The 23,720-nt window shown below is 69.9% G+C and carries 22 protein-coding genes; 13 read left to right on the forward strand and 9 right to left on the reverse strand.

The window, feature by feature from the left end; translation table 11 throughout:
• Window positions 1-102: 102 nt before the first annotated feature.
• From ABT137_RS27575 to ABT137_RS27590, 4 genes are all read left to right on the forward strand, one after another.
• The gene (locus ABT137_RS27575) at window positions 103-1,386 is read left to right on the forward strand and encodes an adenylosuccinate synthase (protein ID WP_351713465.1); all 1,284 of its coding nucleotides are present in this window, start codon (window positions 103-105) and stop codon (window positions 1,384-1,386) included.
• 163 nt (window positions 1,387-1,549) lie between these two features.
• Window positions 1,550-3,382 (forward strand): bifunctional metallophosphatase/5'-nucleotidase, encoded by a 1,833-nt coding sequence (locus ABT137_RS27580; protein ID WP_351713467.1) that lies wholly within the window; start codon window positions 1,550-1,552, stop codon window positions 3,380-3,382.
• Between the two features lie 283 nt (window positions 3,383-3,665).
• Window positions 3,666-4,949, forward strand: a complete 1,284-nt coding sequence (locus ABT137_RS27585) for a DUF3500 domain-containing protein (protein ID WP_351713469.1) — start codon at window positions 3,666-3,668, stop codon at window positions 4,947-4,949.
• Window positions 4,946-6,334 carry a HupE/UreJ family protein gene (locus tag ABT137_RS27590; protein ID WP_351713471.1) on the forward strand — a complete coding sequence of 463 codons (1,389 nt, stop codon included), beginning with the start codon at window positions 4,946-4,948 and terminating at the stop codon, window positions 6,332-6,334. The genes ABT137_RS27585 and ABT137_RS27590 overlap by 4 nt, the downstream gene beginning before the upstream one ends.
• Here ABT137_RS27590 and ABT137_RS27595 read toward each other — a convergent pair.
• Window positions 6,294-7,154, reverse strand: coding sequence for a helix-turn-helix transcriptional regulator (locus tag ABT137_RS27595; RefSeq protein WP_351713473.1), 861 nt, complete (start codon window positions 7,152-7,154; stop codon window positions 6,294-6,296). The two genes, ABT137_RS27590 and ABT137_RS27595, sit on opposite strands and share 41 nt — an antisense overlap.
• Window positions 7,155-7,301: 147 nt before the next feature.
• Between ABT137_RS27595 and ABT137_RS27600 the strand changes: the two genes are divergently transcribed.
• On the forward strand, window positions 7,302-7,928 hold the full coding sequence (locus tag ABT137_RS27600; RefSeq protein ID WP_351713475.1) for a YbhB/YbcL family Raf kinase inhibitor-like protein: 627 nt from the start codon (window positions 7,302-7,304) through the stop codon (window positions 7,926-7,928).
• Window positions 7,929-8,154: 226 nt separating this feature from the next.
• Window positions 8,155-9,264 (forward strand): PP2C family protein-serine/threonine phosphatase, encoded by a 1,110-nt coding sequence (locus tag ABT137_RS27605; RefSeq protein ID WP_351713477.1) that lies wholly within the window; start codon window positions 8,155-8,157, stop codon window positions 9,262-9,264.
• An 88-nt stretch (window positions 9,265-9,352) separates the two neighbouring features.
• On the opposite strand, the gene ABT137_RS27610 is transcribed toward ABT137_RS27605, so the two are convergent.
• Window positions 9,353-10,201, reverse strand: coding sequence for a LysR family transcriptional regulator (locus ABT137_RS27610; protein ID WP_351713479.1), 849 nt, complete (start codon window positions 10,199-10,201; stop codon window positions 9,353-9,355).
• Between the two features lie 102 nt (window positions 10,202-10,303).
• Here ABT137_RS27610 and ABT137_RS27615 point away from each other — a divergent pair, with 102 nt between their 5' ends.
• Window positions 10,304-11,032: an SDR family oxidoreductase gene (locus tag ABT137_RS27615; protein WP_351713481.1), complete on the forward strand. Its 729-nt coding sequence runs from the start codon at window positions 10,304-10,306 to the stop codon at window positions 11,030-11,032.
• 157 nt (window positions 11,033-11,189) lie between these two features.
• Here the strand turns inward: ABT137_RS27615 and ABT137_RS27620 are convergent, their stop codons facing one another.
• Together ABT137_RS27620 and ABT137_RS27625 are read right to left on the reverse strand one after the other, a co-directional pair.
• Window positions 11,190-11,429, reverse strand: coding sequence for a DUF397 domain-containing protein (locus tag ABT137_RS27620; protein ID WP_351713483.1), 240 nt, complete (start codon window positions 11,427-11,429; stop codon window positions 11,190-11,192).
• Window positions 11,426-12,277, reverse strand: a complete 852-nt coding sequence (locus ABT137_RS27625) for a helix-turn-helix domain-containing protein (RefSeq protein ID WP_502984585.1) — start codon at window positions 12,275-12,277, stop codon at window positions 11,426-11,428. Before ABT137_RS27625 ends, ABT137_RS27620 begins: the two co-directional genes overlap by 4 nt.
• Before the next feature lie 115 nt (window positions 12,278-12,392).
• Between ABT137_RS27625 and ABT137_RS27630 the strand changes: the two genes are divergently transcribed.
• From ABT137_RS27630 to ABT137_RS27645, 4 genes are all read left to right on the forward strand, one after another.
• The gene (locus ABT137_RS27630; RefSeq protein WP_351713485.1) at window positions 12,393-12,800 is read left to right on the forward strand and encodes a hypothetical protein; all 408 of its coding nucleotides are present in this window, start codon (window positions 12,393-12,395) and stop codon (window positions 12,798-12,800) included.
• 137 nt (window positions 12,801-12,937) lie between these two features.
• On the forward strand, window positions 12,938-13,285 hold the full coding sequence (locus tag ABT137_RS27635; protein ID WP_351713486.1) for a hypothetical protein: 348 nt from the start codon (window positions 12,938-12,940) through the stop codon (window positions 13,283-13,285).
• 74 nt (window positions 13,286-13,359) lie between these two features.
• Entirely contained in the window at window positions 13,360-13,623 is a 264-nt protein-coding gene (locus tag ABT137_RS27640; protein ID WP_351713488.1) for a hypothetical protein, read from the forward strand.
• A 5-nt stretch (window positions 13,624-13,628) separates the two neighbouring features.
• A complete protein-coding gene (locus tag ABT137_RS27645) occupies window positions 13,629-14,033 on the forward strand; it encodes a PIN domain-containing protein (RefSeq protein ID WP_351713490.1) in 405 nt (134 codons plus the stop codon).
• Between the two features lie 108 nt (window positions 14,034-14,141).
• On the opposite strand, the gene ABT137_RS27650 is transcribed toward ABT137_RS27645, so the two are convergent.
• From ABT137_RS27650 to ABT137_RS27670, 5 genes are all read right to left on the reverse strand, one after another.
• Complete coding sequence (locus tag ABT137_RS27650; protein ID WP_351713492.1) at window positions 14,142-14,411, reverse strand: hypothetical protein; 270 nt, start codon at window positions 14,409-14,411, stop codon at window positions 14,142-14,144.
• Window positions 14,412-14,596: 185 nt separating this feature from the next.
• A complete protein-coding gene (locus tag ABT137_RS27655; protein ID WP_294002930.1) occupies window positions 14,597-15,247 on the reverse strand; it encodes a putative DNA-mimic protein in 651 nt (216 codons plus the stop codon).
• 78 nt (window positions 15,248-15,325) lie between these two features.
• On the reverse strand, window positions 15,326-17,785 hold the full coding sequence (locus ABT137_RS27660; protein WP_351713494.1) for a dolichyl-phosphate beta-glucosyltransferase: 2,460 nt from the start codon (window positions 17,783-17,785) through the stop codon (window positions 15,326-15,328).
• A complete protein-coding gene (locus ABT137_RS27665; RefSeq protein WP_351713496.1) occupies window positions 17,782-18,483 on the reverse strand; it encodes a GntR family transcriptional regulator in 702 nt (233 codons plus the stop codon). The genes ABT137_RS27660 and ABT137_RS27665 overlap by 4 nt, the downstream gene beginning before the upstream one ends.
• Window positions 18,484-18,659: 176 nt before the next feature.
• Window positions 18,660-20,015: an aspartate aminotransferase family protein gene (locus ABT137_RS27670; protein WP_351713498.1), complete on the reverse strand. Its 1,356-nt coding sequence runs from the start codon at window positions 20,013-20,015 to the stop codon at window positions 18,660-18,662.
• Between the two features lie 209 nt (window positions 20,016-20,224).
• Here ABT137_RS27670 and ABT137_RS27675 point away from each other — a divergent pair, with 209 nt between their 5' ends.
• Both ABT137_RS27675 and ABT137_RS27680 read left to right on the forward strand, forming a co-directional pair.
• Window positions 20,225-22,045: a serine/threonine protein kinase gene (locus ABT137_RS27675; protein ID WP_351713500.1), complete on the forward strand. Its 1,821-nt coding sequence runs from the start codon at window positions 20,225-20,227 to the stop codon at window positions 22,043-22,045.
• 134 nt (window positions 22,046-22,179) lie between these two features.
• Window positions 22,180-23,706 (forward strand): substrate-binding domain-containing protein, encoded by a 1,527-nt coding sequence (locus tag ABT137_RS27680; protein WP_351713502.1) that lies wholly within the window; start codon window positions 22,180-22,182, stop codon window positions 23,704-23,706.
• The last annotated feature ends 14 nt before the right edge of the window (window positions 23,707-23,720 follow it).

Raw genomic sequence — 23,720 nt, forward strand, 5'->3', positions numbered from 1 at the left:
GACGGTTGTGCGGCCAACGACGGTCGCGGTGGTACGCGGCGACGAACCTTACGCGTACGCCCCTGACCTTGGACATGCCCCGCCCGGAAGGGGTGTACGCGCGTGCCCGCACTTGTGCTGCTCGGTGCTCAGTGGGGTGACGAAGGCAAGGGAAAGGCGACGGACCTGCTAGGCGGCTCCGTCGACTATGTGGTGCGCTACCAGGGCGGCAACAACGCCGGTCACACGGTTGTCGTCGGCGACCAGAAGTATGCGCTCCATCTCCTCCCTTCCGGAATCCTCTCGCCCACGTGTGTCCCGGTCATCGGCAACGGTGTCGTCGTCGACCCGTCGGTCCTGCTCTCCGAGCTGAGCGGTCTGAACGAGCGTGGCGTAGACACGTCCAAGCTCCTCATCAGCGGTAACGCGCACATCATCACGCCGTATCACGTGACCGTCGACAAGGTGACGGAACGCTTCCTCGGGAAGCGGAAGATCGGTACGACGGGGCGCGGTATCGGCCCGACCTACGCCGACAAGATCAACCGGGTCGGCATCCGGGTCCAGGACCTGTACGACGAGTCGATCCTGACCCAGAAGGTCGAGGCGGCCCTCGACGTCAAGAACCAGATGCTCACCAAGCTCTACAACCGGCGCGCCATCGCCGTGGAGCAGGTCGTCGAGGAGCTGCTGGGCTACGCGGAGAAGCTCGCTCCGTTCGTCGCCGACACGGTTCTGGTCCTCAACCAGGCACTGGAGGACGACAAGGTCGTGCTCTTCGAGGGCGGCCAGGGCACGCTCCTCGACATCGACCACGGCACGTATCCGTTCGTGACGTCCTCGAACCCGACCGCGGGTGGTGCCTGCACCGGCTCCGGCGTCGGCCCGACGAAGATCACTCGTGTCATCGGCATCCTCAAGGCGTACACGACCCGCGTCGGCGCCGGCCCGTTCCCGACCGAGCTCTTCGACGAGGACGGCGACGCGCTGCGCCGGATCGGCGGCGAGCGGGGCGTGACGACCGGCCGGGACCGCCGCTGCGGCTGGTTCGACGCGGTCATCGCCCGCTACGCGACCCGCGTGAACGGTCTGACCGACTTCTTCCTCACCAAGCTCGACGTGCTGACCGGCTGGGAGCAGATCCCGGTCTGCGTCGCGTACGAGATCGACGGCAAGCGGGTCGAGGAACTCCCGTACTCCCAGACCGACTTCCACCACGCGAAGCCGGTCTACGAGACGCTGCCCGGCTGGTCCGAGGACATCACCAAGGCCAAGTCCTTCGCGGACCTGCCGAAGAACGCGCAGAACTACGTCAAGGCGCTGGAGGAGATGTCCGGCGCCCCGATCTCCGCGATCGGCGTGGGCCCCGGCCGGGACGAGACGATCGAGATCAACTCGTTCCTGTAGGGCCGCGGTTGGACGACGCACTTGGGCCGGTCTTGGCAATCCTTGACCGGCCCTTGGGCTTTCCGTGGTTACGCCGGTAACGGGCGACGGTCAGCATCTACGCGGGTAGCCCGCCGCCTCCCGCATGCCACACCCGTCCTCTCCGCCATTCCAGGAGCCCTGAATGCCCGTCAATCCCATGAACCGCCGTGAGTTCGTGCAGAAGTCGGCCGTCACCGGCGCTGCCGTGGCCGTCGCGGGAACGGTCGGTACCGGCAGCGCCGAGGCCGCCGAGGCCGGCCACGGCCACGCCAAGCCGCCGAAGGCGCCCAAGACCTGGAGCTTCTCCATCCTGGGCACCACCGACCTGCACAGCCACGTCTTCAACTGGGACTACTACACCAACGCCGCCCCGGTGGACTCCAAGGGCAACACCTACGGCATCGCGCGCATCGCCACCCTGGTGAAGAACATCCGCAAGGAGAAGGGCGCGGACCGGGTCCTCCTCGTCGACGCCGGCGACATCATCCAGGGCACCTCCCTCGCCTCCTACTTCGCGAGCGTCGACCCGATCACCGGCAAGGACGGCAAGCGCGGCCCCAAGCACCCCATGGCGATCGCCATGAACGAGATGCGCTACGACGCGGCGGCCCTCGGCAACCACGAGTTCAACTACGGCATCGAGACGATCCGCACCTTCGAGAAGCAGTGCGACTTCCCGCTGCTCGGTGCCAACGCCCTGGACGCCAAGACGCTGCGGCCCGCCTTCCGGCCCTACACCGTCAAGCACATCAAGGTCCCGCACGGCCCGGACATCAAGGTCGGCATCCTCGGTCTCACCAACCCGGGCATCGCCCTGTGGGACAAGGACAACGTCTCCGGGAAGATGGCCTTCACGGGCCTGGTCGAGCAGGCGAAGAAGTACGTGCCGCGGCTGCGTGCCCTCGGCTGTGACGTCGTCTTCCTCACCGACCACTCGGGCCTGGACGGCTCGACCTCGTGGGGCGACGAACTCCCCTACGTGGAGAACGCGTCGAACCTGGTCGCCGAGCAGGTCCCCGGCATCGACGCGATCCTCGTCGGCCACACCCACGTCGACGTCCCGACGTACACGGTGAAGAACGCGGAGACCGGCGAGGAAGTCCTCCTCTCCGAGCCGTACTGCTACGGCTACCGCCTCTCCCGCTTCGACTTCGAGCTGGAGCTGGTGAACCACTCCTGGAAGATCACCAAGAAGACCGCCACCACCCTGAACAGCAACACGGTCGCCGAGGACCCGCGGATCACCGAACTCCTCACCGCCGACCACCAGCTGGTCGTCAAGTACGTCAACACGGCGATCGGCACCAGCACCCAGGCGATGACGACGGCGGAGGCCTGCTGGAAGGACGTCCCCGCCATCGACTTCATCCAGCAGGTCCAGATGGACGCGGTGAAGGCCGGGCTCTCGGCGGCCGACGCCGCGCTCCCGCTGATCTCGGTGGCCGCGTGCTTCAGCCGTACGGCCACCATCCCGGCCGGTGACGTCACGATCCGCGACGTCGCGGGCCTGTACGTCTACGAGAACACCCTGTACGGCAAGAAGCTCACCGGTGCCCAGCTCAAGGACTACCTGGAGTACGCGGCGAAGTACTACCACCAGGTCCCGGCCGGCACGAAGGTGGACACCGCCACCCTCACCAACGCCAACAGCTTCTGGGACTACATGTACGACATGGCGGCCGGCGTCGACTACGAGATCGACATCGCGGCGGCCGAGGGCTCGCGCATCAAGAACCTCACCTACAACGGCACCGCGGTCGCCGACGACCAGGTCTTCGTCGTCGCCGTCAACAACTACCGCGCCAACGGCGGCTCCGGCTACCCGCACATCGCCGCCGCGGAGATCGCCTACAGCTCCACCAACCAGGTCCGGGACCTGATGGTCGCCTACGCCACGGCCAAGGGCACCATCGACCCGGCGGCCTTCGCGGCCACCAACTGGAAGCTGACGCAGGGCGGCACGCCCGTCTTCTAGTACCTCACAGCTCCACGTGTGGTGGCCCCACCCCTCGGGTGGGGCCACCACTTTTTCTTTTTCCCGGACAGGAGAGACCTGTCGATTTCATTTGTGGATTTCATTGTTTCTGTGAATCCTGAAAATCTTGCACCGACTGTAATCCGAAACTGCTATTCGGCCGGGTTTTCGCATTGAGTGTCAACAATGTTGTTGGTAGCGTCCGCCGTGCGTTCCCCAGATCTCCCGACCAGGCCAACGGGTGTGCCCGTATGGCTAGTTCGGCATGCCGAAGGAGTAGTTCGTGAGCAAAGAGAGAACCCGTCTGGTCCGCTCCAGGCGGACTCGTAGGGCCGTACTCGGAGCCGCCACCGCCCTGGTTCTTGTCGGTGGTGGATTCGCCGTGGCAAATGCGGCCACGGCCGGCAGTGAGAAATCCGCCGCAGGTGTCCAGCGCCCGGTCGACAAGCAGGCCAAGGGCACCGCGGCCGTGGTCAGCGCCGCCAACGCCTTCCTGAACACCCTGACGTCCGACCAGCAGGCCTCGACCCTGCTGGACCTCACCCAGACGAACGCGACCGCCTGGTCGAACCTGCCCTGTGGCGGGACCTGCCGCCCCGGCATCCAGTTCAGCACCCTGTCGGACGACCAGCTGGCCGCCGCCGAGCACGTGCTGAAGCTGGCCCTGGGCACCGGCAAGGACACCGGCTACGAGCACGTCCTGCAGACCCTCAAGGCCGACGACGTGCTCGCCTCGGCCGAGAGCACCAGCTCCGCCTCCGCCGGCCCGACGGACGCGCCCACGGCGACCGATTCGGCCTCCGCCACGCCCACCGACTCGGCCTCCGCCACCGCCACCGACTCGGCGTCCGCCGCCGCCCCGACCGGCGCCCCGCCCTCCGGCGGCACCGGTGGCGGCCCCGGCGGGTTCTCGTACGGCAGCGGCTACTACTACCTGGCGTTCCTCGGCACCCCGTCCAAGACCGGCACCTGGCAGCTGCACTTCGGCGGCCACCACCTCGCCGTGAACATCACGTACAAGGACGGCAAGGTCTCCGGCGCCAGCCCCTTCTTCACCGGCGTCGAGCCGACGAGCTGGACCGCGGACGACGGCACGACGTACGCGCCGCTGGCGAAGTTCCGCGACGGCCTGCTGAAGCTGACCGGCAGCCTGAGCACCTCGCAGCTGGCCGAGGCCAAGCTGTCGGAGTCGTTCAGCGACGTACTGCTCGGCCCCGGCAAGGACGGCGACTTCCCGGAGACCAAGGAAGGCATCAAGGCCGGCGAGCTGTCGCCGAAGCAGAAGAAGCTGGTCCTGGCGGCGATCCACCCGTGGATCGCGGACGTGGACGACGCCACCGCCGACCGGCTGATGAAGACGTACGCGAAGGAACTCGACCAGACCTACGTCGCCTACTCCGGCGGCACCGGCCTGGACACCCAGGGCGACTACGTGCGCATCGACGGTCCCAGCGTGTGGGTCGAGTTCGTCTGCCAGAACGGTGTCGTGTTCCAGAACCAGATCCACTACCACACCGTGTACCGCGACCACACCCGCGACTACGGGAACGAGTTCTCCTTCTCATGACCGGACCGCGAAACTGGCTGACCACCGCCCTGACACGCCTGGTTGCCGGGATCGCGATCGTGGTGCCGGCGGCGCTCCTGCTCGGGGCGTCGCCGGCCGCCGCGCATCCGATGCCGCACTCGGTGGTGCAGCTGGACGTGTACCGGTCCTCGGTGTCCGCGCGCCTGGAACTGCCCGTCTCCGACTTCTCCCGGGCCGGCGGCATCGACCTGGACGACGTCACCGGCAAGGCCGTCCCGGCCGCGCGGGCGAAGACGATCCGCACCTACCTGACCGAGCACATCCACCCGACCACGACCGGCGGCAAGGCCTGGCAGGTCGGCATCGGCGCGATGCACCTGACCGCCACCCAGCAGACGTCCACCGGCCCGTACCGGGAACTGGTCGTCGCCGCGGTCCTCACCCCGCCCGCCAGCGCCGACGTACGCCACTTCACCTTCCACTACGACGTGATCGTCCACCAGGTCGTCACCCACGTCACCCTCGTGACGGTCCGCCAGGACTGGGCGAACGGGCAGGTCGACGGCAAGGGCACCACCCAGGTCGGCACGATCGAACTCGACATCCGGCACATGAAGGTCCCGGCCCTCAAGGTCGACCTCGGCGCGGGCAGCGCCTGGCGCGGCTTCGTCGCGATGGTCGAACTGGGCGGCAACCACATCCTCACCGGCACGGATCACCTGCTGTTCCTGCTGATCCTGCTCCTCCCGGCCCCCCTCGCCGCGACCGGCGGCCGCTGGACCGGCCTGGTGGGCCCCCGCAAGGCACTGGCCCGGATCGGCGGCATCACCCTCGCCTTCACCGCGGGCCACTCGGTCGCCCTGGCCGCCACCGCCCTGGGCCGCCTGCAGATCCCGTCCTGGCCCGTGGAGGCGTTCATCGCCGCGAGCATCCTGGTCGGCGCGATCCACGCGATCCGCCCGCTCTTCCCCGGGCGGGAAGCGGTCGTGGCCGGCGTCTTCGGCCTGGGCCACGGCATGGCGTTCTCGTTCGTACTCGCCGAAATGCACCTGTCCACCGGCCAGTTGGTCACCAGCCTCCTCGGCTTCAACCTCGGCATCGAACTGGTCCAGCTGCTGCTGGTCTGCCTCGCGCTGCCCTCGCTCCTGGTCCTGGCCCGGCTGCGTATCCAGCCCGTTCTCCGGCTGACCGGCGCGGTGCTCACCGGCGTCGCGGCCCTCGGCTGGCTGGTCGACCGCCTCGGCCTGCCCAACCCGGTCGCCCGCGCGGCCGACAGCGCGGGCTCCCACACCACGCTGCTGCTGATCGTCCTGACGCCGGCCGCGCTCACCAGCACGGCGTGGTCCCTGGCCGCCCGCATACGCAGCGCACCGCGGGGCGGACTCAGGCCGCCCCGATGGCGTGCAACCCCGGACCGGTCATGAGCCTGCGCAGGGCGGCCTCCGCCGCCGGGTCCGCCGGGGTGACGGCGATCAGACACTGGTCCGAGTCGTCGAGGGTGGCCAGCGTGTCGTAGCAGAGGGCCAGTTCGCCGACGACCGGATGCCGGACGCGTTTACGGCCGTGGGCGCGGCGCCGCACCGTGTGGTCGTCCCACCAGGCGGCGAACTCCGGGCTGCGGTCCCGCAGTTCGGCGATCACCTCGCGGAGCCGGGCATCGTCCGGGTGGCGGGCCAGGTTCGCCCGCAGGTTGCCGACGGTCTCGCGGGCCACCCGCGCCCAGTCCAGCTGGATCACGCGCATCTCCGGCTCCAGGAACAGCACTCGTGCGGTGTTGCCGGTGAGTTCCCCGGCGGTGCCGAAGTCCGTGCCGAGCAGGGCCGTCGCGGCGGCGTTGTGGGCCAGCACGTCGAAGCGGAAGTCGACGACGTAGGCGGGGATCAACGGCATGCCCGCCAGCAGTACGCGCAGTGAGTCGCCGACCGGGGCGGACAGGTGCCGGGACATCGGGGTCTCGTCCCGCGCGATCAGGTGCAGATGGTGCCGCTCGGACGGTGACAGCCGCAACGCCCGGGCCACCGCGTCCAGCACGGCGGCGCCCGGCGTGCCGACCCGGCCCTGCTCCAGCCTGATGTACCAGTCGATGCTGACGGCGGCGAGCTGAGCCACCTCCTGCCGCCGCAGCCCCGGCGTCCGCCGCCGGCCCGCGTCCGGCAGCCCGACGTCCCCGGGCCGCAGCCGCGCCCGCATGACGCGCAGGAACTCCGCCAGTTCCGCGCGCTGAGGTGACCGCCGACTCGCCATACCCCTCATGATCCTGACCCCGGCCGCGCCCTGTCGACCCCGGACCCTGGTATCCCGAATGCCAGCAACCGGAGAGCCTTCCTGCCAGTGCCCCGCTCCTTGATCGTGGAGTCACCGCAGACACCTCACTCCACTCAGGAGGGCACCATGAGAACGTCGTTCCGCACCGCCGCCGCACTGACCGCGGTCGTCGCCGCCGTCACCACCGGCGTGACCACGGCCACCGCCGACACCCACACCGGCCGCGCGGACGACGGTGGTTACGGCTACACCAAGGTCCGCAAGGGCGTCCCCGACTCCGCCGCCCACTTCAAGGTCACCAGCCCCGACGTCCGCAACGGCGGCGCCTTCCCGGCCGACGCCTACGCCGACTCCTTCGGCTGCTCCGGCGCCAACCAGCAGATACGGCTGTCCTGGCACGGCGCCCCGAAGGACACCCGCAGCTACGCGGTCACCATGTTCGACCCCGACGCTCCCACCGGCTCCGGCTTCTGGCACTGGCTGACCTGGGACATCCCCGCCACCAGCACCGAACTGGGCTCTGCCCTGCCGACCGGCGCGGTGGCCGGCACGAACGACGCCGGCCAGACCGGTTACACGGGCCCCTGCCCGCCGAGCGGCGACATCACCCACCACTACCGCATCACGGTCTACGCCCTGGACACGGCCGGCCTGCAACTGCCCGCGGCGACCCCCGCCGCGGTCACCCGCTTCACCATGTCGACCCACGTGATCGGCACGGCGACCATCACGGCGACGGCGCGCAGGTCCTAGCGCCGCGCTCTTCGAAGAAGGACGCCCGCTGGGGAACCCTCACAGCGGCGCGGGGATACCCGGCCGCCTCAGGCAGGTGCTCGGCGCCCTCGCCAGGCGTCGGGGCCTCCACGGCCTGAGCCCCGTGACCCCGGCACGCTCCGGGCCGCCGACCTCATGGTGCGAGCCACGACCACCTGCTCGTATCGTGAAAAGACAGCGAGCAGCGGGGCGAGCAAGGAAGATCATGGCTGGACCGGCGGTCGACTACGCGGCGGTGTTCCAGGCCCTTCCCGGGGCCGCGGCGCTGGTGACCCCGCAGCTGATCTTCGCGGACGCCAACGCGGAGTTCCTGCGCCTCCGGGGCCTCCCCCGCGAGCAGGTGATCGGGCGCTTCCTGCCCGAGGACAATCCCGAGAACGTCTCCGCCGAGCCTCTCCTGCTCAGGGTTCTGGCGTCACTGCGCCGGGCGGCGGCCACCGGTGAGCGCAGTGTCGTGGCGCTGCAGCGCGTCGACATGGAGGACCCCGACCAGCCCGGGGTGTGGCACGAGCGGTATTTCAACGTGACCAACATTCCCGTGTTCGGAGCCGACGGGCGGGTGACGCTGCTGTTGCACCGGCTGGAGGACGTCACCGAGCTCATCCGCGCCCGTGAGGTCGCGCTGACCTTGCAGGAAGCCATGCTGCCCGCCCCTCGCCGGGTCGGCAGGCACCCGGCGGCCGTCCGCTACCGGCCGGCCGCCGAAGCCCTCAACGTGGCCGGCGACTGGTACGACCTGGTCGACCTGCCCGGCGATCGCATCGCCGTCGCCGTCGGCGACGTCGTCGGCCACGGTCTGCCCGCGGCCGGTGTCATGGGGCAACTGCGCAGCGCCCTCACCGCCGCCTCCCTCGTCCCCGAAGGCCCCGCCCGCGCCCTGGAGGTCCTCGGGCAGTACGCCCGCACCGTCGACGGCGCCGAGAACACCACCGTGGCCACGGCATTCATCGACTGGGAGAGCGGCACCATCACCTACAGCTGCGCCGGCCACCCCCCACCGCTACTCCTGCAGCCGGACGGGACCGTCGAGTTCCTGGACCAGGCCACCGACCCGCCACTGGCCGCCCGCCCTCAGCACGGCCCCCGGACCCAGGCCGTCGCGGCCTTCCGCGAGGGCGCGGTCCTCGTGCTCTACACCGACGGCCTGATCGAACGCCGCGGCGAGGACATCGACAAGGGCCTCGCCCGGCTCGCCGACTCCCTGGTCCGCCACCGGACCACCCCATGCGAAGCTCTCGCCGACGCCGTGCTCACCGACCTGCTCCCACCCGGTGACGCCACCGACGACACCGCCCTGGTCATCGTGCGCCTGTGAACCTTCGGTCAGGGGGCCGAGGCGTCACCCGCCAGGAAGGCGGCCCAGGAGGCCGGGGAGAGCCGCGCCTGACGACGGTTCCCCGAGCTCAGAGCCGCGTGGCGGCTCGGACCAGCCCGGCGACGGCCCGGGAGCGGCTGTGCGGCGGCCACGCGATCACGGTGGTGACCGGCGGCGCGTCCACCACCGGTACGGCGGCCAGATCCTCGCGCAACTGGGACCGGACGGACTCCGGCACGACACAGCAGGCGCGGCCCAGCGCGATCAGCTGGTACAGCTGGGCCTGGTCCCGGACCTCCGGACCGGGCCCCTCCGGGTACCTGCCGTCGCGGCCTCGCCAGCGCGCCAGGGGCAGGCCGGCCAGCTCGGTGGCCCCGGCCGTCCGCACCTGCTCGCGGACGGCGAGAGGATGCCCGGCCGGCACCACCAGCACCTGGCCCTCCGTCAGCAGTTCCTCGGTGTCGAAGCCCGCCGCGGAGTCGAACGGCAGATGCAGCAGCGCCACGTCGGCCCGTCCGTCGCGCAGCATCCGCTCCTGCTCGCCGACCCCGCACAGCAGCAGATCGACGGTGACCGCGCCCGGTTCGGCGGCGTAGGCGTCGAGCATCTTCGCCAGCAGTTCGCCGGACGCGCCCGCCTTCGTGGCCAGCACCACGCCCGGCCGGCCGGACGCGGCGAGCGCCGCGCGCCGGGTGCGCTGCTCGGCGGCCGCCACCGCGTCCAGCACCGCCCGCGCCTCCCGCAGCAGCACCGAACCGGCCTCGGTCAGGGTGACCGCACGGCTGGTGCGTTCCAGCAGCGTCGCCCCGAGCCGCCGTTCCAGCCGGCTGATCGCCCGCGACAGCGGCGGCTGCGCCATCCCGAGCCGCTGGGCCGCCCGCCCGAAGTGCAGCTCCTCGGCGACGGCCACGAAGTACCGCAACTCCCGCGTCTCCACATCCCTATTTTACTGACCCGGCCGGTATCGATACCCGTGCGGTATCGATGCCTACCCGATCGGTGTTGGCCTCCCCGACCCGGTCCCGGACAGGATCGAAACATGACCGAACAGCAGAAGACCGCGCTGGTCACCGGCGCGAACAAGGGGATCGGGTACGAGATCGCGGCCGGCCTCGGCGCCCTCGGCTGGCGCGTCGGAGTCGGCGCCCGGGACGAGGAACGCCGGGAGACCGCCGTGGCCAAGCTGCGGGCGGCCGGTGTCGACGCGTTCGGCGTACCGCTCGACGTCACCGACGACGCGAGCGTGCAGGCTGCCACCGCGCTGGTCGAGGACCGCGCCGGACACCTCGACGCACTCGTCAACAACGCCGGCATCACCGGCGGCATGGCACAGACGCCGACCACCGCCGACCTCGCGACGGTACGGGAGGCCGTCGAGACCAACGTCATCGGCGTCATCCGCGTCACCAACGCGATGCTGCCGCTGCTGCGCCGCTCGCCGTCCCCGCGGATCGTCAACGTCTCCAGCAGCGTCGGCTCCCTCACCCGGCAGACCGCGCCCGGCGCCGAAATGGGCCCGATCGCCCTCGCCTACTCACCGTCCAAGACGTTCCTCAACGGCGTCACCGTCCAGTACGCCAGGGAACTCCACGGCACGAACATCCTGATCAACCTCGCCTGCCCCGGCTACTGCGCCACCGACCTCAACGGCTTCCGGGGCCACCGCACCCCGCAGCAGGGCGCGGCGACCGCGATCCGCCTCGCCACCCTGCCCGACGACGGCCCGACCGGCCGCTTCTTCGACGACGACGGGGAGGTGCCCTGGTGACTCACCCCGGTTGAGCAGCTGTACTCAGGCGGGGACACGCGGCCGGGCCCGCGGTCGCCCTGTTCACCGTCTTCGGCTGAGCGTTGTCGAGTGCGGCGCCGTTGGGGCTGGTCGCGCCCACGCGGCGGAGCCGCATATTGATACAGCCCCGCGCCCCTTACGGGGCGTTGTGCCCCAGGAAGGCGGCCCAGGAGGCCGGGGAGACGGTGAGGTGGGGGCCGTCGGGGCCGGTTTTGGAGTCGCGGATGTGGATGGTGTGGGGGCAGGGGGATATTTCGAGGCACTGCCCGGTGGCGCTGCTGTAGGAGGACTTGCGCCAGGTGTAGGCGGTTTCGAGGCACTGGCCGCCACTGTCATCGCTGTAGCTCGACTTGAACCACCGCAGGGTGCTGGTCATGTCCGGTCTTCTCCCGCCAACTTCCGGATGAGGCTTAGTGAGTCATCCGAACTCAGGGCCTGCGTTCGGATCTTTGCATACCGGTGGGTGAGGCGAGCGACCTTCGTTGGATCGCTGACCAGGAGACTTTCCTCCTCGATCTCCAGGTAGACCACGTCGTGGTGTTCCTTGGTTTTCACCAGGACCATGTTGCCGCGTGCTCCTGCGTGGCCGACCCTCAACCCCCGCTCCATCGGCAGCACTTGGATGCTCACATTGTCCCTCTCCGCGTCCTCCGCGAGCGAGCGCAATTGGCCGTGCAGCACCTCCCAGTCGCCGAACGGCCTCCGCAGTACCGACTCCTCCAGGATGAGCTCGATCATGGCCGTCGGATCCACCCGGTCGAACAGCGCCCGCCGTGCCACCCGCGCCTCGACCAGTTCCTCCACCTTCTCCTCCGGCAGCTTCGGGAAGCCGCCGCCGATCAACGCCCGCGCGTACTCCGGTGTCTGGAACAGACCGTCGACCACGAACGTCTGGTACGACGACAGCGTCACCGCCTCCTGCTCCACCAGCGCGAAGTTCTTGAACTGAGGCGGATACTTGTCCAGCAGCACGAACCTGCGTGCCTTCTCGAAGATCCCCAGCCCGCCGCCGATCGCCTCCTCCAGCTTGGCGAGCATCTTGTCGCTGGCGGGCTGTGATCCCGTCTCCATCGCGCTGATCGCGGACCCGGTGTAGCCGATGCGCTTCCCCAACTCCTCTTGCGTCAACTCCTGTTGCTCGCGGAAGGCCTTCGCGAGGGCGGCCAGGAGCTGTGCCGTGCTGCCCGCCTCCGCCTTGTTCTCAGCCCGCGCCATTGCGGTCACCCCCGAACTCAACCGAACTCAAACGGTCACAACCACCGGACCCCGAATTCCCAGAGTTTGCGGCTCTTGACTCAGAGTTATGGAGAAGGTAGCCGCAGGTGCCGAAACTGATCCCATGAACTCGCAAATCGACCCCTTAAACCTCGGCTGGCTCCCCGCCTCCGGCGTGCAACTTCGCAAAGCCGGTGTGCAGTTCGACGCCGTGCGGGTGGACGACGGGGAGTGGGGGCGGCGGCTCGCCGACCGGCTCGCGGAGCTGACCGGGGGAGACCCCGGTCCCGTCATCGAGGTCGCCAGTGGGCGGCGGTGTGTGTACTTCCTGGTCCCGGCCGGGAGCACGGACCACCTGCCCTGGCCTGCGCAGGTGACCAGGCTGACCGCCGTTCCGGCTCGGGTGTCGTACATCCCGATTCCCGCGCTGGACGACATGACCTGGCCGTTGTCGTGGCGCTACCGGCCGACCGCGCACGGCCGTTTCGTGCACACGCGACTGCTGCGCTCCGCGCTTCACTCGCCGGAGTGAAAATCGTCAACACAGCGCCGGGAAAAAGGGATTCTGGCTTGCGTCCGCCGCTTTGCGGGGCCCTAAAGTCACGATCAACAGATTGCCCCCGCGGTGCGCCAACACCCGGGGGCTCGACACCAGGAGACAGCCCTCCGATGCGCGTTCATCGTATGGCGCCCATGCGCGCCTTCGCAGCCCTTGCCCGCTCCCGTTTCGGGGACCGACGCCTGTCCTGGGGAGCGGTAGGCGTACTGACGTACCTCCTGGGGCTGCCGAACGGCGCCTGGATCACGGAGCGCATCCTCGCGGCACAGCGCGGGGAAGGGTGCATGTCGATCGTCGCCTCCCTGCGTGAGCTGGAGGAACGGCGTTATCTGCGGCGGGTGGTGTCGCGGGACCCGGTGACCCGGCAGTACTCGACGGTCTGCGAGGTGTTCGAGAGGCCGTACGAATCCGCGACACCGGCGGGTGAAATGCAAAAAGTTCGCCTCGTGGCGGCTTAGGAAGCAGAGAAAGAGACGCAGTGACTGTCTTGCTTGAACGGCCCGAGACGGTATACCGGAGGTATACTTGCGTCATGGCTGACACCACCGTCAAGGTCGACCCCGCTGTCCGTGACCGCCTCATGGTGCTCGCCCGGGAGCGCGGGATGACCATGCGTGATCTGATCGCCGAGCTCGCGGGGGCCACGCCCACGCAGGAAGAGCTGCGCAAGCGCTACGAGGAGACGAAGGCGTACTGCGAGACGCACTTCGGGGTGACCTTCACCGACGAGGAGCACGACCGGGTGGAGAAGATCTGGCAGGACCTTGAGGCCGGTCGGCCGGTGGGCAGCCTGTGAGCGCGATGAGGACCGGTTCCACCGGTGTCGTCTTCGACGAGTCCGCCCTGCTGGCCCTGGACTCGGGGAACTCACTGGCCTCCCACTTCGTGGCGAACACAGAGCATGGGTCGACCCGGCACGTCTACGTCCCCGCGCTCTGTCTGGCCGCCGCCGACGGTATGCGCAAGGGGCTCGCGGAGCATGTCGGTGCGCTTCCGGCCGTCGAGATCGTGGAGTTGGACTTCGCGGGTGCCTCCACGGTCGGCGCGCTGCTGCGTGACGGCGTGGAGTGGCGGCTCGGGCACGCGGTCCACTTGTCCCGGCCCACACTTGACTGGCCCGACGGTCGTCATGTCGTGACTGTCGAACCCGACCGCTACGCCGACATGCCCCTCGTGCGCACCATCAGGCTGCCGCAACAGAGCTGATTCCGGCTCGTACACCCCAAGGCTCCGGACCGAGGACGGTCCGGAGCCTTTTTCACTCACACAGAGATGAATACGCGGCGCATGGCCGGATCAGTGGTGCGTGACGGCCTACCAGCCGCCGCGACCGCAGTCGGAACCGAGGTCGGTGATCTGCGCGCCCGGGCTGCCCTCGCCGTTGATGAGGTTGCTGAGGGCCCCGTTGAGGATGCCCACCTCGCCGAGGACGTCGAGGTTCAGGTCGTGGGACCGGCAGCCACCGCCACCGCCGCCGCCGTACCCGTGCTGCTGCGCCGGCAGGGCGGTGGCCGGGACGGCGCCCATGAAGCCGACGCCACCGATGATGGCGATCACGGCGGCCGCCTTGTGAAGCTTGCGCATGTTCTCCTCCTTGAGCCGAATGGGAGCGCGGTGGTCATACGATCTGATAAGCGCTCATTTCGGAGACTAGATCGACATCTCCCACCGCGCTCTTCGGAGGAGCCATCCGGGGACACCGGCATCCGGGTGACCGGTCGTCACCATGACCTGTCGTCAGCGTGACCCCCTGTCAGCGTGATCGGCCGTCAGCTGAAGACGATCATCGAACCCTGGGCCAGGCTGCGGGTCGCCGCCGCGTGCAGACCCAGCCATACGTGCCGTTCCCGTGCGAACGGGCTCGGGTCGTAGGGCGCCGGGACCGCCGGTTCCTCCAAGTCGGTGGGGGCGGCCGGGGGTTGGGGCGGGGCCGGGGGGTTCGCCGGGTCGATGCCGATCGACGGGGCGACGTACTCCAGCTCGCGCAGCAGGGCGTGGGAGGAGCCCAGCGGACCGCCGCTGGCGAGGAGTTCGTCACTGGAGAGCGGTCGCGGGAAGTCGACCGGGACATAGGCGCCCGCGTGGTCGTAGTGCCAGACCAGGTGGGACTGCTGGGCCGTCGACTCGAACATCTCCAGGAGCTGCTCGTAGTCGCCGCCGAGGTCGTCCACGGGGGAGACGGGCAGACCGCAGACCTGGAGGAGGTAGGCGCGGCGCAGGAAGTGGAGTGCGTCGTAGTCGAAGCCGGCCACGGGTGCGACCTCGCCGGACAGGCCCGGCATGTACTGGTACACCGGCACCGGGGGCAGCCCGGCCTCGGCGAGCACCTTGTTGTATTGCGCGAGTTCCTCGGCGAACGGATTGTCGGGGGTGTGGCACAACACGTCGACGAGCGGTACCAGCCAGAGGTCACAGGCCAAAGAGGGCTCCTAGTATCAGCGCGTTCACAGCAAGTGCTCAGCCAGGTGGTCAGGGAAGAGTAATCCGTGCGGCGCCGGTCAGCTCCCCTCGTGCAGGTCCCATACCCAGACCCCACCGGTCCACTTACCGGGTTTTCCGGTCAGGGCCTCCACCGCCTGTCGTAGTTTCTCGCCATTGGGTTGCGGGGCGACCACCAGGGCCCCCGCCTTCCAGTACGCGAAGTCCTTCTTGGCCTGCGCCCGCCAGTTCTTGCCGATCACCGGCACCTTCCCGGTGTAGCGGACGTCCCGCAGCATGCTGGAGGTGTAGCGCGGGACGGCGCCGTAGATGCCGATGCGGTCCGCGCCGTAGGGGCCGTTGAAGTATCCGCCGGGGAGCTTGAAGCCGAGGTGGGCGCTGGTCTGCCAGTGCAGGGCCTCCGCGTAGCCGGGGTCCGGGAGCGGGAGGGGGACGAGGGACTCGCCCTTGCCCAGGTACGACTTCCACATCCCGCTGCTGATGAACTCCGGGACCGCCTCCCGCTGCTCGGACTTGAGCGGGGCGGGGACGATCGGGAGCAGGGCCAGGGCGACGGCCAGCAGGCCGAAGTACTGGGCGCCGATGCGGCGGGTGGCGAGGATCTTCTCCAGGGCCAGCGCGAACAGGATGCCCAGCGCGGGGGCGCAGATCATCGCGACCCGGCCCTCGATGACGGACTCGAAGAGCGGGAACTTCCGCACCAGCGCCCAGGGCCCCGGATACACCGTCTCCGTCAGCGGGATGCGGATCTTCGGGCCCATGGACAGCACGGCCGCCGCCACGGACGTGAACGCCAGCGCCCTGACCAGCGGCCGCTCCCACAGTCGTACGACGATCCCGAAGGCGACCAGGACCAGCGGCCAGCCGTAGAAGGCGTTCTGCTCGGTGGGGTTGAGGGAGAGCTCGTTGGCGCGGCCCGCGTTGCCGTAGAGCAGCGAGCGTTCGGCGAAGGCGAGCAGGGAGAGGGGGCTGTTTCCGGCGTTGTCGCCGTGCAGGACGCTGTGGTAGCTCTGCGGGCCCGTGAACTGCCAGTGGAGCGGGAAGGCGACGAGGGGCAGGCTGATCGCCCCGGCGATCAGCAGGCCCTTGCCCAGCGGGCGCCAGGCCACCCTCGCCACCTGTGGCCGTACGACCGCGTAGGCGAGGGCGAACAACGTCATCCCCAGCGCCGCCAGCAGGAACGGCTCCTCGCCCAGGAAGACCTGGTACGCCGCCATCAGCCCGAGCACGATCCCGTCCCGTCGCACCCGGGAGCCGGTGGCGAGGCGCAGGGCCCGGTCGATGATCAGCGGGATCATGAACAGGATCACGAAGTTGGGGTGCGCGTTGGCGTGGCTGACCATCGGTGGCGCGAAGGCCGCGAGGGCCGCGCCGACGAAGGCGGCACCCCGGTGCCGTACCACCCGCTTCACGATCAGCCAGTACCAGGCGACGGCGGTCGCGGCGAGCCCCAGTGCCATGCAGACGGAGAGCGAGACCGCCGGACCGGCTATGAGGGTGAGCGGGGCGAAGGGGACCGACAGGCCCAGCATGACCGTGTTGGCCATGAGGTTGACGCCGTCGGGGAAGTTCTGGAAGTCGGAGAAGAGCGGGTTGCGCAGGTGCGCGAGGTTGTCCGCGGTCACCGCGAAGAACCACTCCCACTGGTTCTGGTCCTGGAGGGAGTCGACGAGATAGCGGTGGTCCGGGTCGAAGAAGCGTCCCGAGTAGAGGGCGATGGAGAGGGCGAGGAAGAGGACGGGGACCAGGAGGTCGGCCGGGCGCAGCCGGCGGGCGCGGAGGCGGGCCAGGTCGGCGAGGACCTTCGGGTAGTCCAGCGGGCCCACCTTCGAGCCGGGCTGGTGGCTCCAGCGGACCGGGACCTCGGTGATCGGGTGGCCGGTGCGGTGCAGGTGCTGGAGGACCTCGACGTCGATGCCCCAGCCGTCGAGCCGGGAGTCGGCGAAGGCCTCGCGGGCCAGGTCGCCGTCGAAGAGCTTGAACCCGCACTGGGTGTCCTTGAGACCCGGCACGGCGGTGGCGCGTATCACCAGGTTCCCGGCGCGGCCGAGCAGCTCGCGCAGCCGGTGCTGGTGGTCGGCTATCTCCGCGCCCGGCACCGCACGCGAACCGATCGCCGCCGCACCGCCCTCGCTGAGCGCCTTGTCCAGCCGCTCCAGCTCCTCGATCGGCGCCGCGAGGTCGGCGTCGGTGACCAGCACGCGGCTGCCGACGGTCGCGGCCACGCCGAGTCGCAGGGCGTTGCCCTTGCCCCGGTTGCGGTCGGCGGCGACCAGCCGGACGTGCGGGTGCTGTAAGGCCACCACCTCGCGCGTCCCGTCCGTCGAGCCGTCGTCGGAGACGATCACTTCCCAGGAGCCGAAGCGGCTCTCGTTGTCGGTGAGGTAGCGGGTGACGGCATCGAGCGTCGGCCCGAGCCGCTCCTCCTCGTTGTACGCCGGGATGACGACGGAAAGGTCGACGGTCTCCCTGTGCTCCGAGGGCTCCGTGGCCCCCGGGGCCTCCGTGGACGCGGTCATCCGTCCTTCTCCGCCAGTCGCTCGATCAGGGCGAGGGAGTGCGTGTTGTACGCGGCGACGATCCCCCGGGCGGCCTCCGTGTCCCGGCGGGACAGCGCGTCGACCAACTCGGTGTGCCGGGACCACAGATACCCGCGTAGATCGGGCAGCCGGCGCAGATGCCGTACCGCGCACACCCAGGACTGCACGCGCAGCCGGTGCAGGAAGTCGGCGAGGTAGGGGTTGCCGAAGAGGGCGGACAGCTCCCGCCAGAACCGGAGGTCGTAGCCGATGAGGACGGTCAGGTCACCGGCGGTCGCGGCGCGCTGAGCCTCCTCGCCGCGCCGCCGGACCGCCGCCAGGGCGGCCGCGACCCGCGGTTCCTCGGGGTCCTTGAAGGCGGGGTGGAGGCCGTCGGCGAGGGCCTGGAACATGCCGTCGGTGACCAGGCTGCGGGCCTCGATCATGCCCCGGTAGTCGGCGAGCGCGTACTCCGGCACCCGGAAGCCGCGGTGCTGGTCGGCTTCGAGGATGCCCTGCGCGGACAGGTCGACGAGCGCCTCGCGGACCGGCGTGGCGGAGACCCCGTACTGTTCGGCGATCTCCTTGACCGTGAACTCCCGGCCCGGCTGGAGCCGCCCGGCGAGCACCTCGTCACGGAGCGCGTCCGCGATCTGCTGGCGCAGGGTACTGCGCGTCACAGCGCCGTTGCCGGGCATCGTGGGGTGCCTCTCCTCACGCGTTCGGGTGACGTGCTCGCTTACACGTACATGTACGAGCACGCCACCTTACGCGTTCGGGTTCCGCGTGTACTCCTTCCGGATCCGCGAAGCTACCCGTGGGTCGTTTCTACGGATCCTGTGAGTCACCTGTGAGAAGCGGTGGTGCGGCGCCCCTACACCGTGTACTCGTCGGCCACGCTCAGCGCAGCGTCCAGCGCAGCGAACCCCTCCTTCAACTCCGCCTCACTCACATTGCACGGCGGCACGACATGCGTCCGGTTCATGTTCACGAACGGCCACAGCCCCTGCTTCTTCGCCGCGGCGCCGAACGCGGCCATCGCCGCGTTGGCCTCCCCGGCCGCGTTGTACGGCACCAGCGGCTCCCGGGTCTCCCGGTTCTTCACCAGGTCGAGCGCCCAGAACATGCCGACGCCGCGGACCTCGCCGACGCTCGGGTGCCGCTCGGCGAGCGAGGCGAGCGCGGGTCCGACCACCTCGGCCCCCAGCCGCTTCGCGTTCTCGACGACCCCTTCCTCCGCCATCACGTTGATGGTGGCGACGGCGGCGGCACAGGCCAGCGGATGCCCGGAGTAGGTCAGCCCGCCCGGGTAGGGCCGCTTGCCGAAGGTCTCGGCGATCTTCTCGCTGATGGCCACGCCGCCGAGCGGCACGTACCCGCTGTTCACGCCCTTGGCGAAGGTCATCAGATCGGGTACGACCCCGAACAGGTCCGCGGCGAACCACTCACCGGTCCGCCCGAACCCGGCCATCACCTCGTCCAGGACGAAGACGATCCCGTACTTGTCGCAGATCTCCCGGACACCGGCGAGATACCCGGCCGGCGGCACCATGATCCCGGCGGTCCCGGGGATGGTCTCCAGCACGATGGCCGCGACCGTGCCCGGCCCCTCGAAGGCGATGGTCGTCTCCAGGTGCTCCAGCGCCCGCGCGGTCTCCTGCTCCTCGGTCTCCGCGTAGAAACGGGAGCGGTAGAGGAAGGGCGCCCAGAAGTGCACGACCCCGGCGGCGGCACCGTCGGAGGCCCAGCGGCGCGGGTCGCCGGTGATGTTGATCGCCTGCTGGGTACCGCCGTGGTAGGAGCGGTAGGCGGACAGCACCTTCGGGCGCCCGGTGTGCAGCCGGGCCATCCGCACGGCGTGCTCGATGGCGTCCGCGCCCCCGTTGGTGAAGAAGATCTTGTCGAGGTCCCCGGGCGTCCGCTCGGCGATCAGCCGGGCCGCCTCCGACCGCGCCTCCACGGCGAAGGCGGGCGCGAAGGTCGTCATCCTCGCGGCCTGCTCCTGGACGGCGGCGACGACCTTCGGGTGCTGGTACCCGATGTTGGTGAAGACGAGCCCGCTGGTGAAGTCCAGGTAGCGCCGGCCGTCGTAGTCCCAGAAGTACGACCCTTCGGCGCCGGCCACGGCAAGCGGGTCGATGAGGTCCTGGGCGGACCAGGAGTGGAAGACATGCGCACGATCGGCCGCCTTCACGGCGGCGCCGGCCTGGGGATTGGGCTGAGGGGTCATGCGGGGGAGCGTAGGAGCGACCGGTACGGGAGCGGTATCGGCGACATGTTCCGTGGTCACGGGGATTCCGCGACAGGTTGTCCACAGCCTGGGGACATGGCCTGCGGTCGGTCCTTGTTACGCAACCGTAGACATGGCACTGCGCGATCTCCGGAACGGCCGCATTATTCTCGGCTCGATCACAAGTGTGAGCGAGGGGCGGATCTGCCATGGAGAAGCTGGGGCCGGGGGATCCGCAGCACATCGGGAACTATCGGCTGCTGGCGCGGCTGGGCGCGGGTGGGATGGGGCATGTGTTCCTCGCCCGGTCGGAGCGCGGTCGTACCGTCGCCGTGAAGCTGGTGCGGGCGGAGCTCGCCGAGCACGAGGAGTTCCGGGAGCGCTTCCGGCAGGAGGTCCGCAACGCGCAGCGGGTCGGCGGGTTCTGGACCGCGCCGGTGCTCGACGCCGACACCGAGGCCGCCGTGCCCTGGGTGGCCACCGGTTACGTCGCCGGGCCGAGCCTCCACCGGGTCGTCGAGCACGACCACGGGCCGCTGCCCGAGCGGTCCGTGCGCATCCTCGCCGCCGGCCTCGCGCACGCGCTGGGCAACATCCACGCGGCCGGGATCGTCCACCGGGACCTCAAGCCGTCCAACGTGATGCTCACCATAGAGGGACCCCGGGTCATCGACTTCGGCATCGCCCGGGCGCTGGAGACACTGCCCGGCGAACGGCTCACCCAGACCGGCTCCCTCCTCGGCTCGCCCGGGTTCATGGCCCCCGAGCAGGTGCGCGGCGACCGGATCACCCCGGCCTGCGACGTCTTCTGCCTCGGCTCGGTACTCGCCTACGCGGCCACCGGCCGGCTTCCCTTCGGCTCCACGGAGGGCGGCGCACACGCCCTGATGTTCCGGATCGCCCAGGAGGACCCCGACCTCTCCGGCCTCCCCGAGGACATCGCCGACGTGGTCCGCGACTGCCTGCGCAAGGACCCGGCGGCGCGCCCCTCCCTGGACGCGATCCTGGCCCGGACGGGAGCGGGCGACACGGTCTGGGAGGGCCGGTCGAAGGACCCGTGGCTGCCGGGGGCGCTGGTGGCCCAACTGGGACGGCATGCCGTGGAGCTGCTGGAGGTGGAGGATCCGACGGTCTACGGGGCGTTGCAGGATGCGCCGGCGGCGGGGTCCCAAAGAGGGGCGACGAAACAGTGGGTGCAGGGGCCGACTCCCCAAGGGGCGCGGGGCGGTGTTGAATCTGCGGCTGCCGCCGCGGGGGCGCGACCGGCCCCCACCGAACCGCAGTCGCCCCACAACGCTTCGTCCCCCGAACACGCTCCCGCCCACCCGGCCTACGGTTATCCCCAACCGCACCCGCAATCGTCCCCGTACAACCCGTACACCACCATCGCTCCCACCCCCGACCCCACCCAGATCTACCCACCCGTCCCCCCGCCCCCGCTGTACGACCCCCTCCCCGCCGACGAGCCCGGCCGCACCACCCGCTCCACCGCCCTCCTCGTCACCATCGCCCTGATCGTGCTGCTGGCCGCGGGCGGCTCGGTCTACGGGCTCATGAACAGCGGGGGCGGCGACGGCGCGGACGACAAGGCGGCCGGCCAGGTCACCCCCACCCCGTCGGCCACCGCCCCGACCACCTCCGCGGAGTCGACGCCCACCCGGTCGCCGTCCTCTTCGGCCGCCCCGAAGGGCACCGTTCCGAGTGGCTTCCTCGGCACCTGGGCCACCGCGATAGACAACGACACCGGCCACAACACCCGCGAACTGACCATCCGCCAGGGTGCCGTGGGCGACACGGTCCTCACCCTGGTCGCGGACGGCCCCGGCTACCACTGCGAGTTCGCGGCGAAGCTCGCCGGAAAGCCGGGCTCGGACGGCCCGTTGGAGATCGGCCCCTCCACGGTCACGGCGGGCAAGCCGCGTTCGTCGTGCACCGCCGGAGAGGCCACCGAGGTGACCCTGCTCTCGGGCGGCAAGCTGAAGCGCGTGACGAAGAACGGCGACGAGAGCCTGACCTACAGCAAGGAGTGAACTCACGCTCCGTATGAGGTAGTTGAACGTTCGGCGAACAAAAGTGTGGGTGGTCGATATGTCCCTTCATATCCTCGCCCCGCCCCTTACGGTGACCCCACCATCCGACTCCGGGGAGTGGCGGGGGCACCCACATGGAGTGGCTGAGCACGGAGAACATCGTCGCCGTGGGCACCGCGGTGCTCGGCATCGTCGCGTCCGCGGGCATCTTCTGGTACGAGCGCCGCGTCCCGCGCCGTAAACGCATCGGCTACCGCGTGCAGATGGACAACCCGATCGGCGACGACGCCCGTTCGGGCCGTATCGGCAGACGCCTGGGCCTCTTCGACGAGGCCCCGGACATGGCCGACGCCACCCTGGTCCTGCTGCGCATCGAGAACGACGGCTCCCAGGGCATCGGCCGCGACGACTACACCAGTCCCGAACTGCACGGTCTCACCGCGGTGTTCACCGACCGCATCATCCGCGGCGTCTCGGTCACCCAGCCGACCGACACCGACCACCTCATGCCGCACTTCACCCCGGACCGCGGCTTCGGCTACTCGGGCAACACCCTGCGCATCCCGCGGGTCCCCCTCAACCACGGCGAGCACTTCAAGCTGCTTGTGCTGCTGTCCGGCGGTGACGTCGGCCGGGAGATCAGGATCGTCGGCGGGCTCCACGACGGCGAGGTGCACCCCAATCGCAGCGCCACCCCGGACGACGCCACGCCCCTGTTCAGCCGCGCCTCCCGGCTGATCACCATCATGCTGACGCTCAGCGTCCTCACCCTCGCCACCATCGTCGTGGCCCGTGACGACACCCCGCCGCCGATCGGCTGCGCGAAGGGCTCGCTGCGGGTCATCGGCTCGACCGCCTTCGCCCCCGTGATGGAGGACGCGGCGAAGAAGTACGAGAAGGAGTGCGAGGGCGCGTCGATCACGGTGGACGCGCACGGCTCGACCGCCGGGATCAGGGAGCTGAACGACGCCGGGAAGGACACGAAGAAGGGCTCCCCGCCGGTCCTGGCCCTCTCCGACGGCCCCAAGCCCACCGACATGTCCCAGCTGAAGGAGAACCGGGTCGCCCTGGTGGTCTTCGCGCTGGTCGTGAACGACGACGTGCCGCTGCGGAACCTCACCACGGCCGACGTACGACGGCTGTACCGGGGCGAGATCACCAACTGGAAGCAGCTGGGCGGCCCCGACCGGCCGGTGGTGCTGGTCAGCCGGGACGCCAACTCCGGGACCCGGCAGGTGTTCCAGCGGCGGATACTGAAGCGCGGCGAGATCGCCAACTCCTCCGTGGACTGCATGCACAAGGACGACCCGACGGCGAAGGTGATCCGCTGCGAGCTGGACTCGACCGACCAGGTGCTGTCGCAGGTGGCCGAGCTGAAGGGCGCGGTCGGCTATGCCGAGCTGAACGTGGCGGAGGGCGCGAAGGGCCTGCACATCCTCTCCCTGGACGCCAACGCCCCGTCGGTGGACGCGATCGAGCGCGGCGTCAGCCCGTACCCGTACCGCGAGATCGAGTACGCGTACACCTACGGCCGGCCGGCGGCCACCTCACTGGCGTCGAGCTTCCTGACGTACGTCGAGCGGGGGAACGGCCAGGACGTGATCCGCTCGCACGGGCATGTGGCCTGCTACGCGCCGGTGAGCATGAAACTCTGCGCGTGACGCCCGCCGCCCGC

Origin of the sequence: Streptomyces sp. NPDC001980 (assembly GCF_040296885.1) — a bacterium.
GTDB lineage: Bacteria > Actinomycetota > Actinomycetes > Streptomycetales > Streptomycetaceae > Streptomyces.

Coding starts and splice junctions, on each gene's coding strand:
- ABT137_RS27600 (WP_351713475.1), top strand. CDS start 7,302: ATGAGAACGTCGTTCCGCACCGCCGCCGCACTGACCGCGGTCGTCGCC.
- ABT137_RS27680 (WP_351713502.1), top strand. CDS start 22,180: ATGGAGTGGCTGAGCACGGAGAACATCGTCGCCGTGGGCACCGCGGTG.
- ABT137_RS27645 (WP_351713490.1), top strand. CDS start 13,629: ATGAGGACCGGTTCCACCGGTGTCGTCTTCGACGAGTCCGCCCTGCTG.
- ABT137_RS27590 (WP_351713471.1), top strand. CDS start 4,946: ATGACCGGACCGCGAAACTGGCTGACCACCGCCCTGACACGCCTGGTT.
- ABT137_RS27605 (WP_351713477.1), top strand. CDS start 8,155: ATGGCTGGACCGGCGGTCGACTACGCGGCGGTGTTCCAGGCCCTTCCC.
- ABT137_RS27640 (WP_351713488.1), top strand. CDS start 13,360: ATGGCTGACACCACCGTCAAGGTCGACCCCGCTGTCCGTGACCGCCTC.
- ABT137_RS27580 (WP_351713467.1), top strand. CDS start 1,550: ATGCCCGTCAATCCCATGAACCGCCGTGAGTTCGTGCAGAAGTCGGCC.
- ABT137_RS27660 (WP_351713494.1), bottom strand. CDS start 17,785: ATGACCGCGTCCACGGAGGCCCCGGGGGCCACGGAGCCCTCGGAGCAC.
- ABT137_RS27615 (WP_351713481.1), top strand. CDS start 10,304: ATGACCGAACAGCAGAAGACCGCGCTGGTCACCGGCGCGAACAAGGGG.
- ABT137_RS27670 (WP_351713498.1), bottom strand. CDS start 20,015: ATGACCCCTCAGCCCAATCCCCAGGCCGGCGCCGCCGTGAAGGCGGCC.
- ABT137_RS27620 (WP_351713483.1), bottom strand. CDS start 11,429: ATGACCAGCACCCTGCGGTGGTTCAAGTCGAGCTACAGCGATGACAGT.
- ABT137_RS27595 (WP_351713473.1), bottom strand. CDS start 7,154: ATGGCGAGTCGGCGGTCACCTCAGCGCGCGGAACTGGCGGAGTTCCTG.
- ABT137_RS27635 (WP_351713486.1), top strand. CDS start 12,938: ATGCGCGTTCATCGTATGGCGCCCATGCGCGCCTTCGCAGCCCTTGCC.
- ABT137_RS27665 (WP_351713496.1), bottom strand. CDS start 18,483: ATGCCCGGCAACGGCGCTGTGACGCGCAGTACCCTGCGCCAGCAGATC.
- ABT137_RS27675 (WP_351713500.1), top strand. CDS start 20,225: ATGGAGAAGCTGGGGCCGGGGGATCCGCAGCACATCGGGAACTATCGG.
- ABT137_RS27650 (WP_351713492.1), bottom strand. CDS start 14,411: ATGCGCAAGCTTCACAAGGCGGCCGCCGTGATCGCCATCATCGGTGGC.
- ABT137_RS27630 (WP_351713485.1), top strand. CDS start 12,393: ATGAACTCGCAAATCGACCCCTTAAACCTCGGCTGGCTCCCCGCCTCC.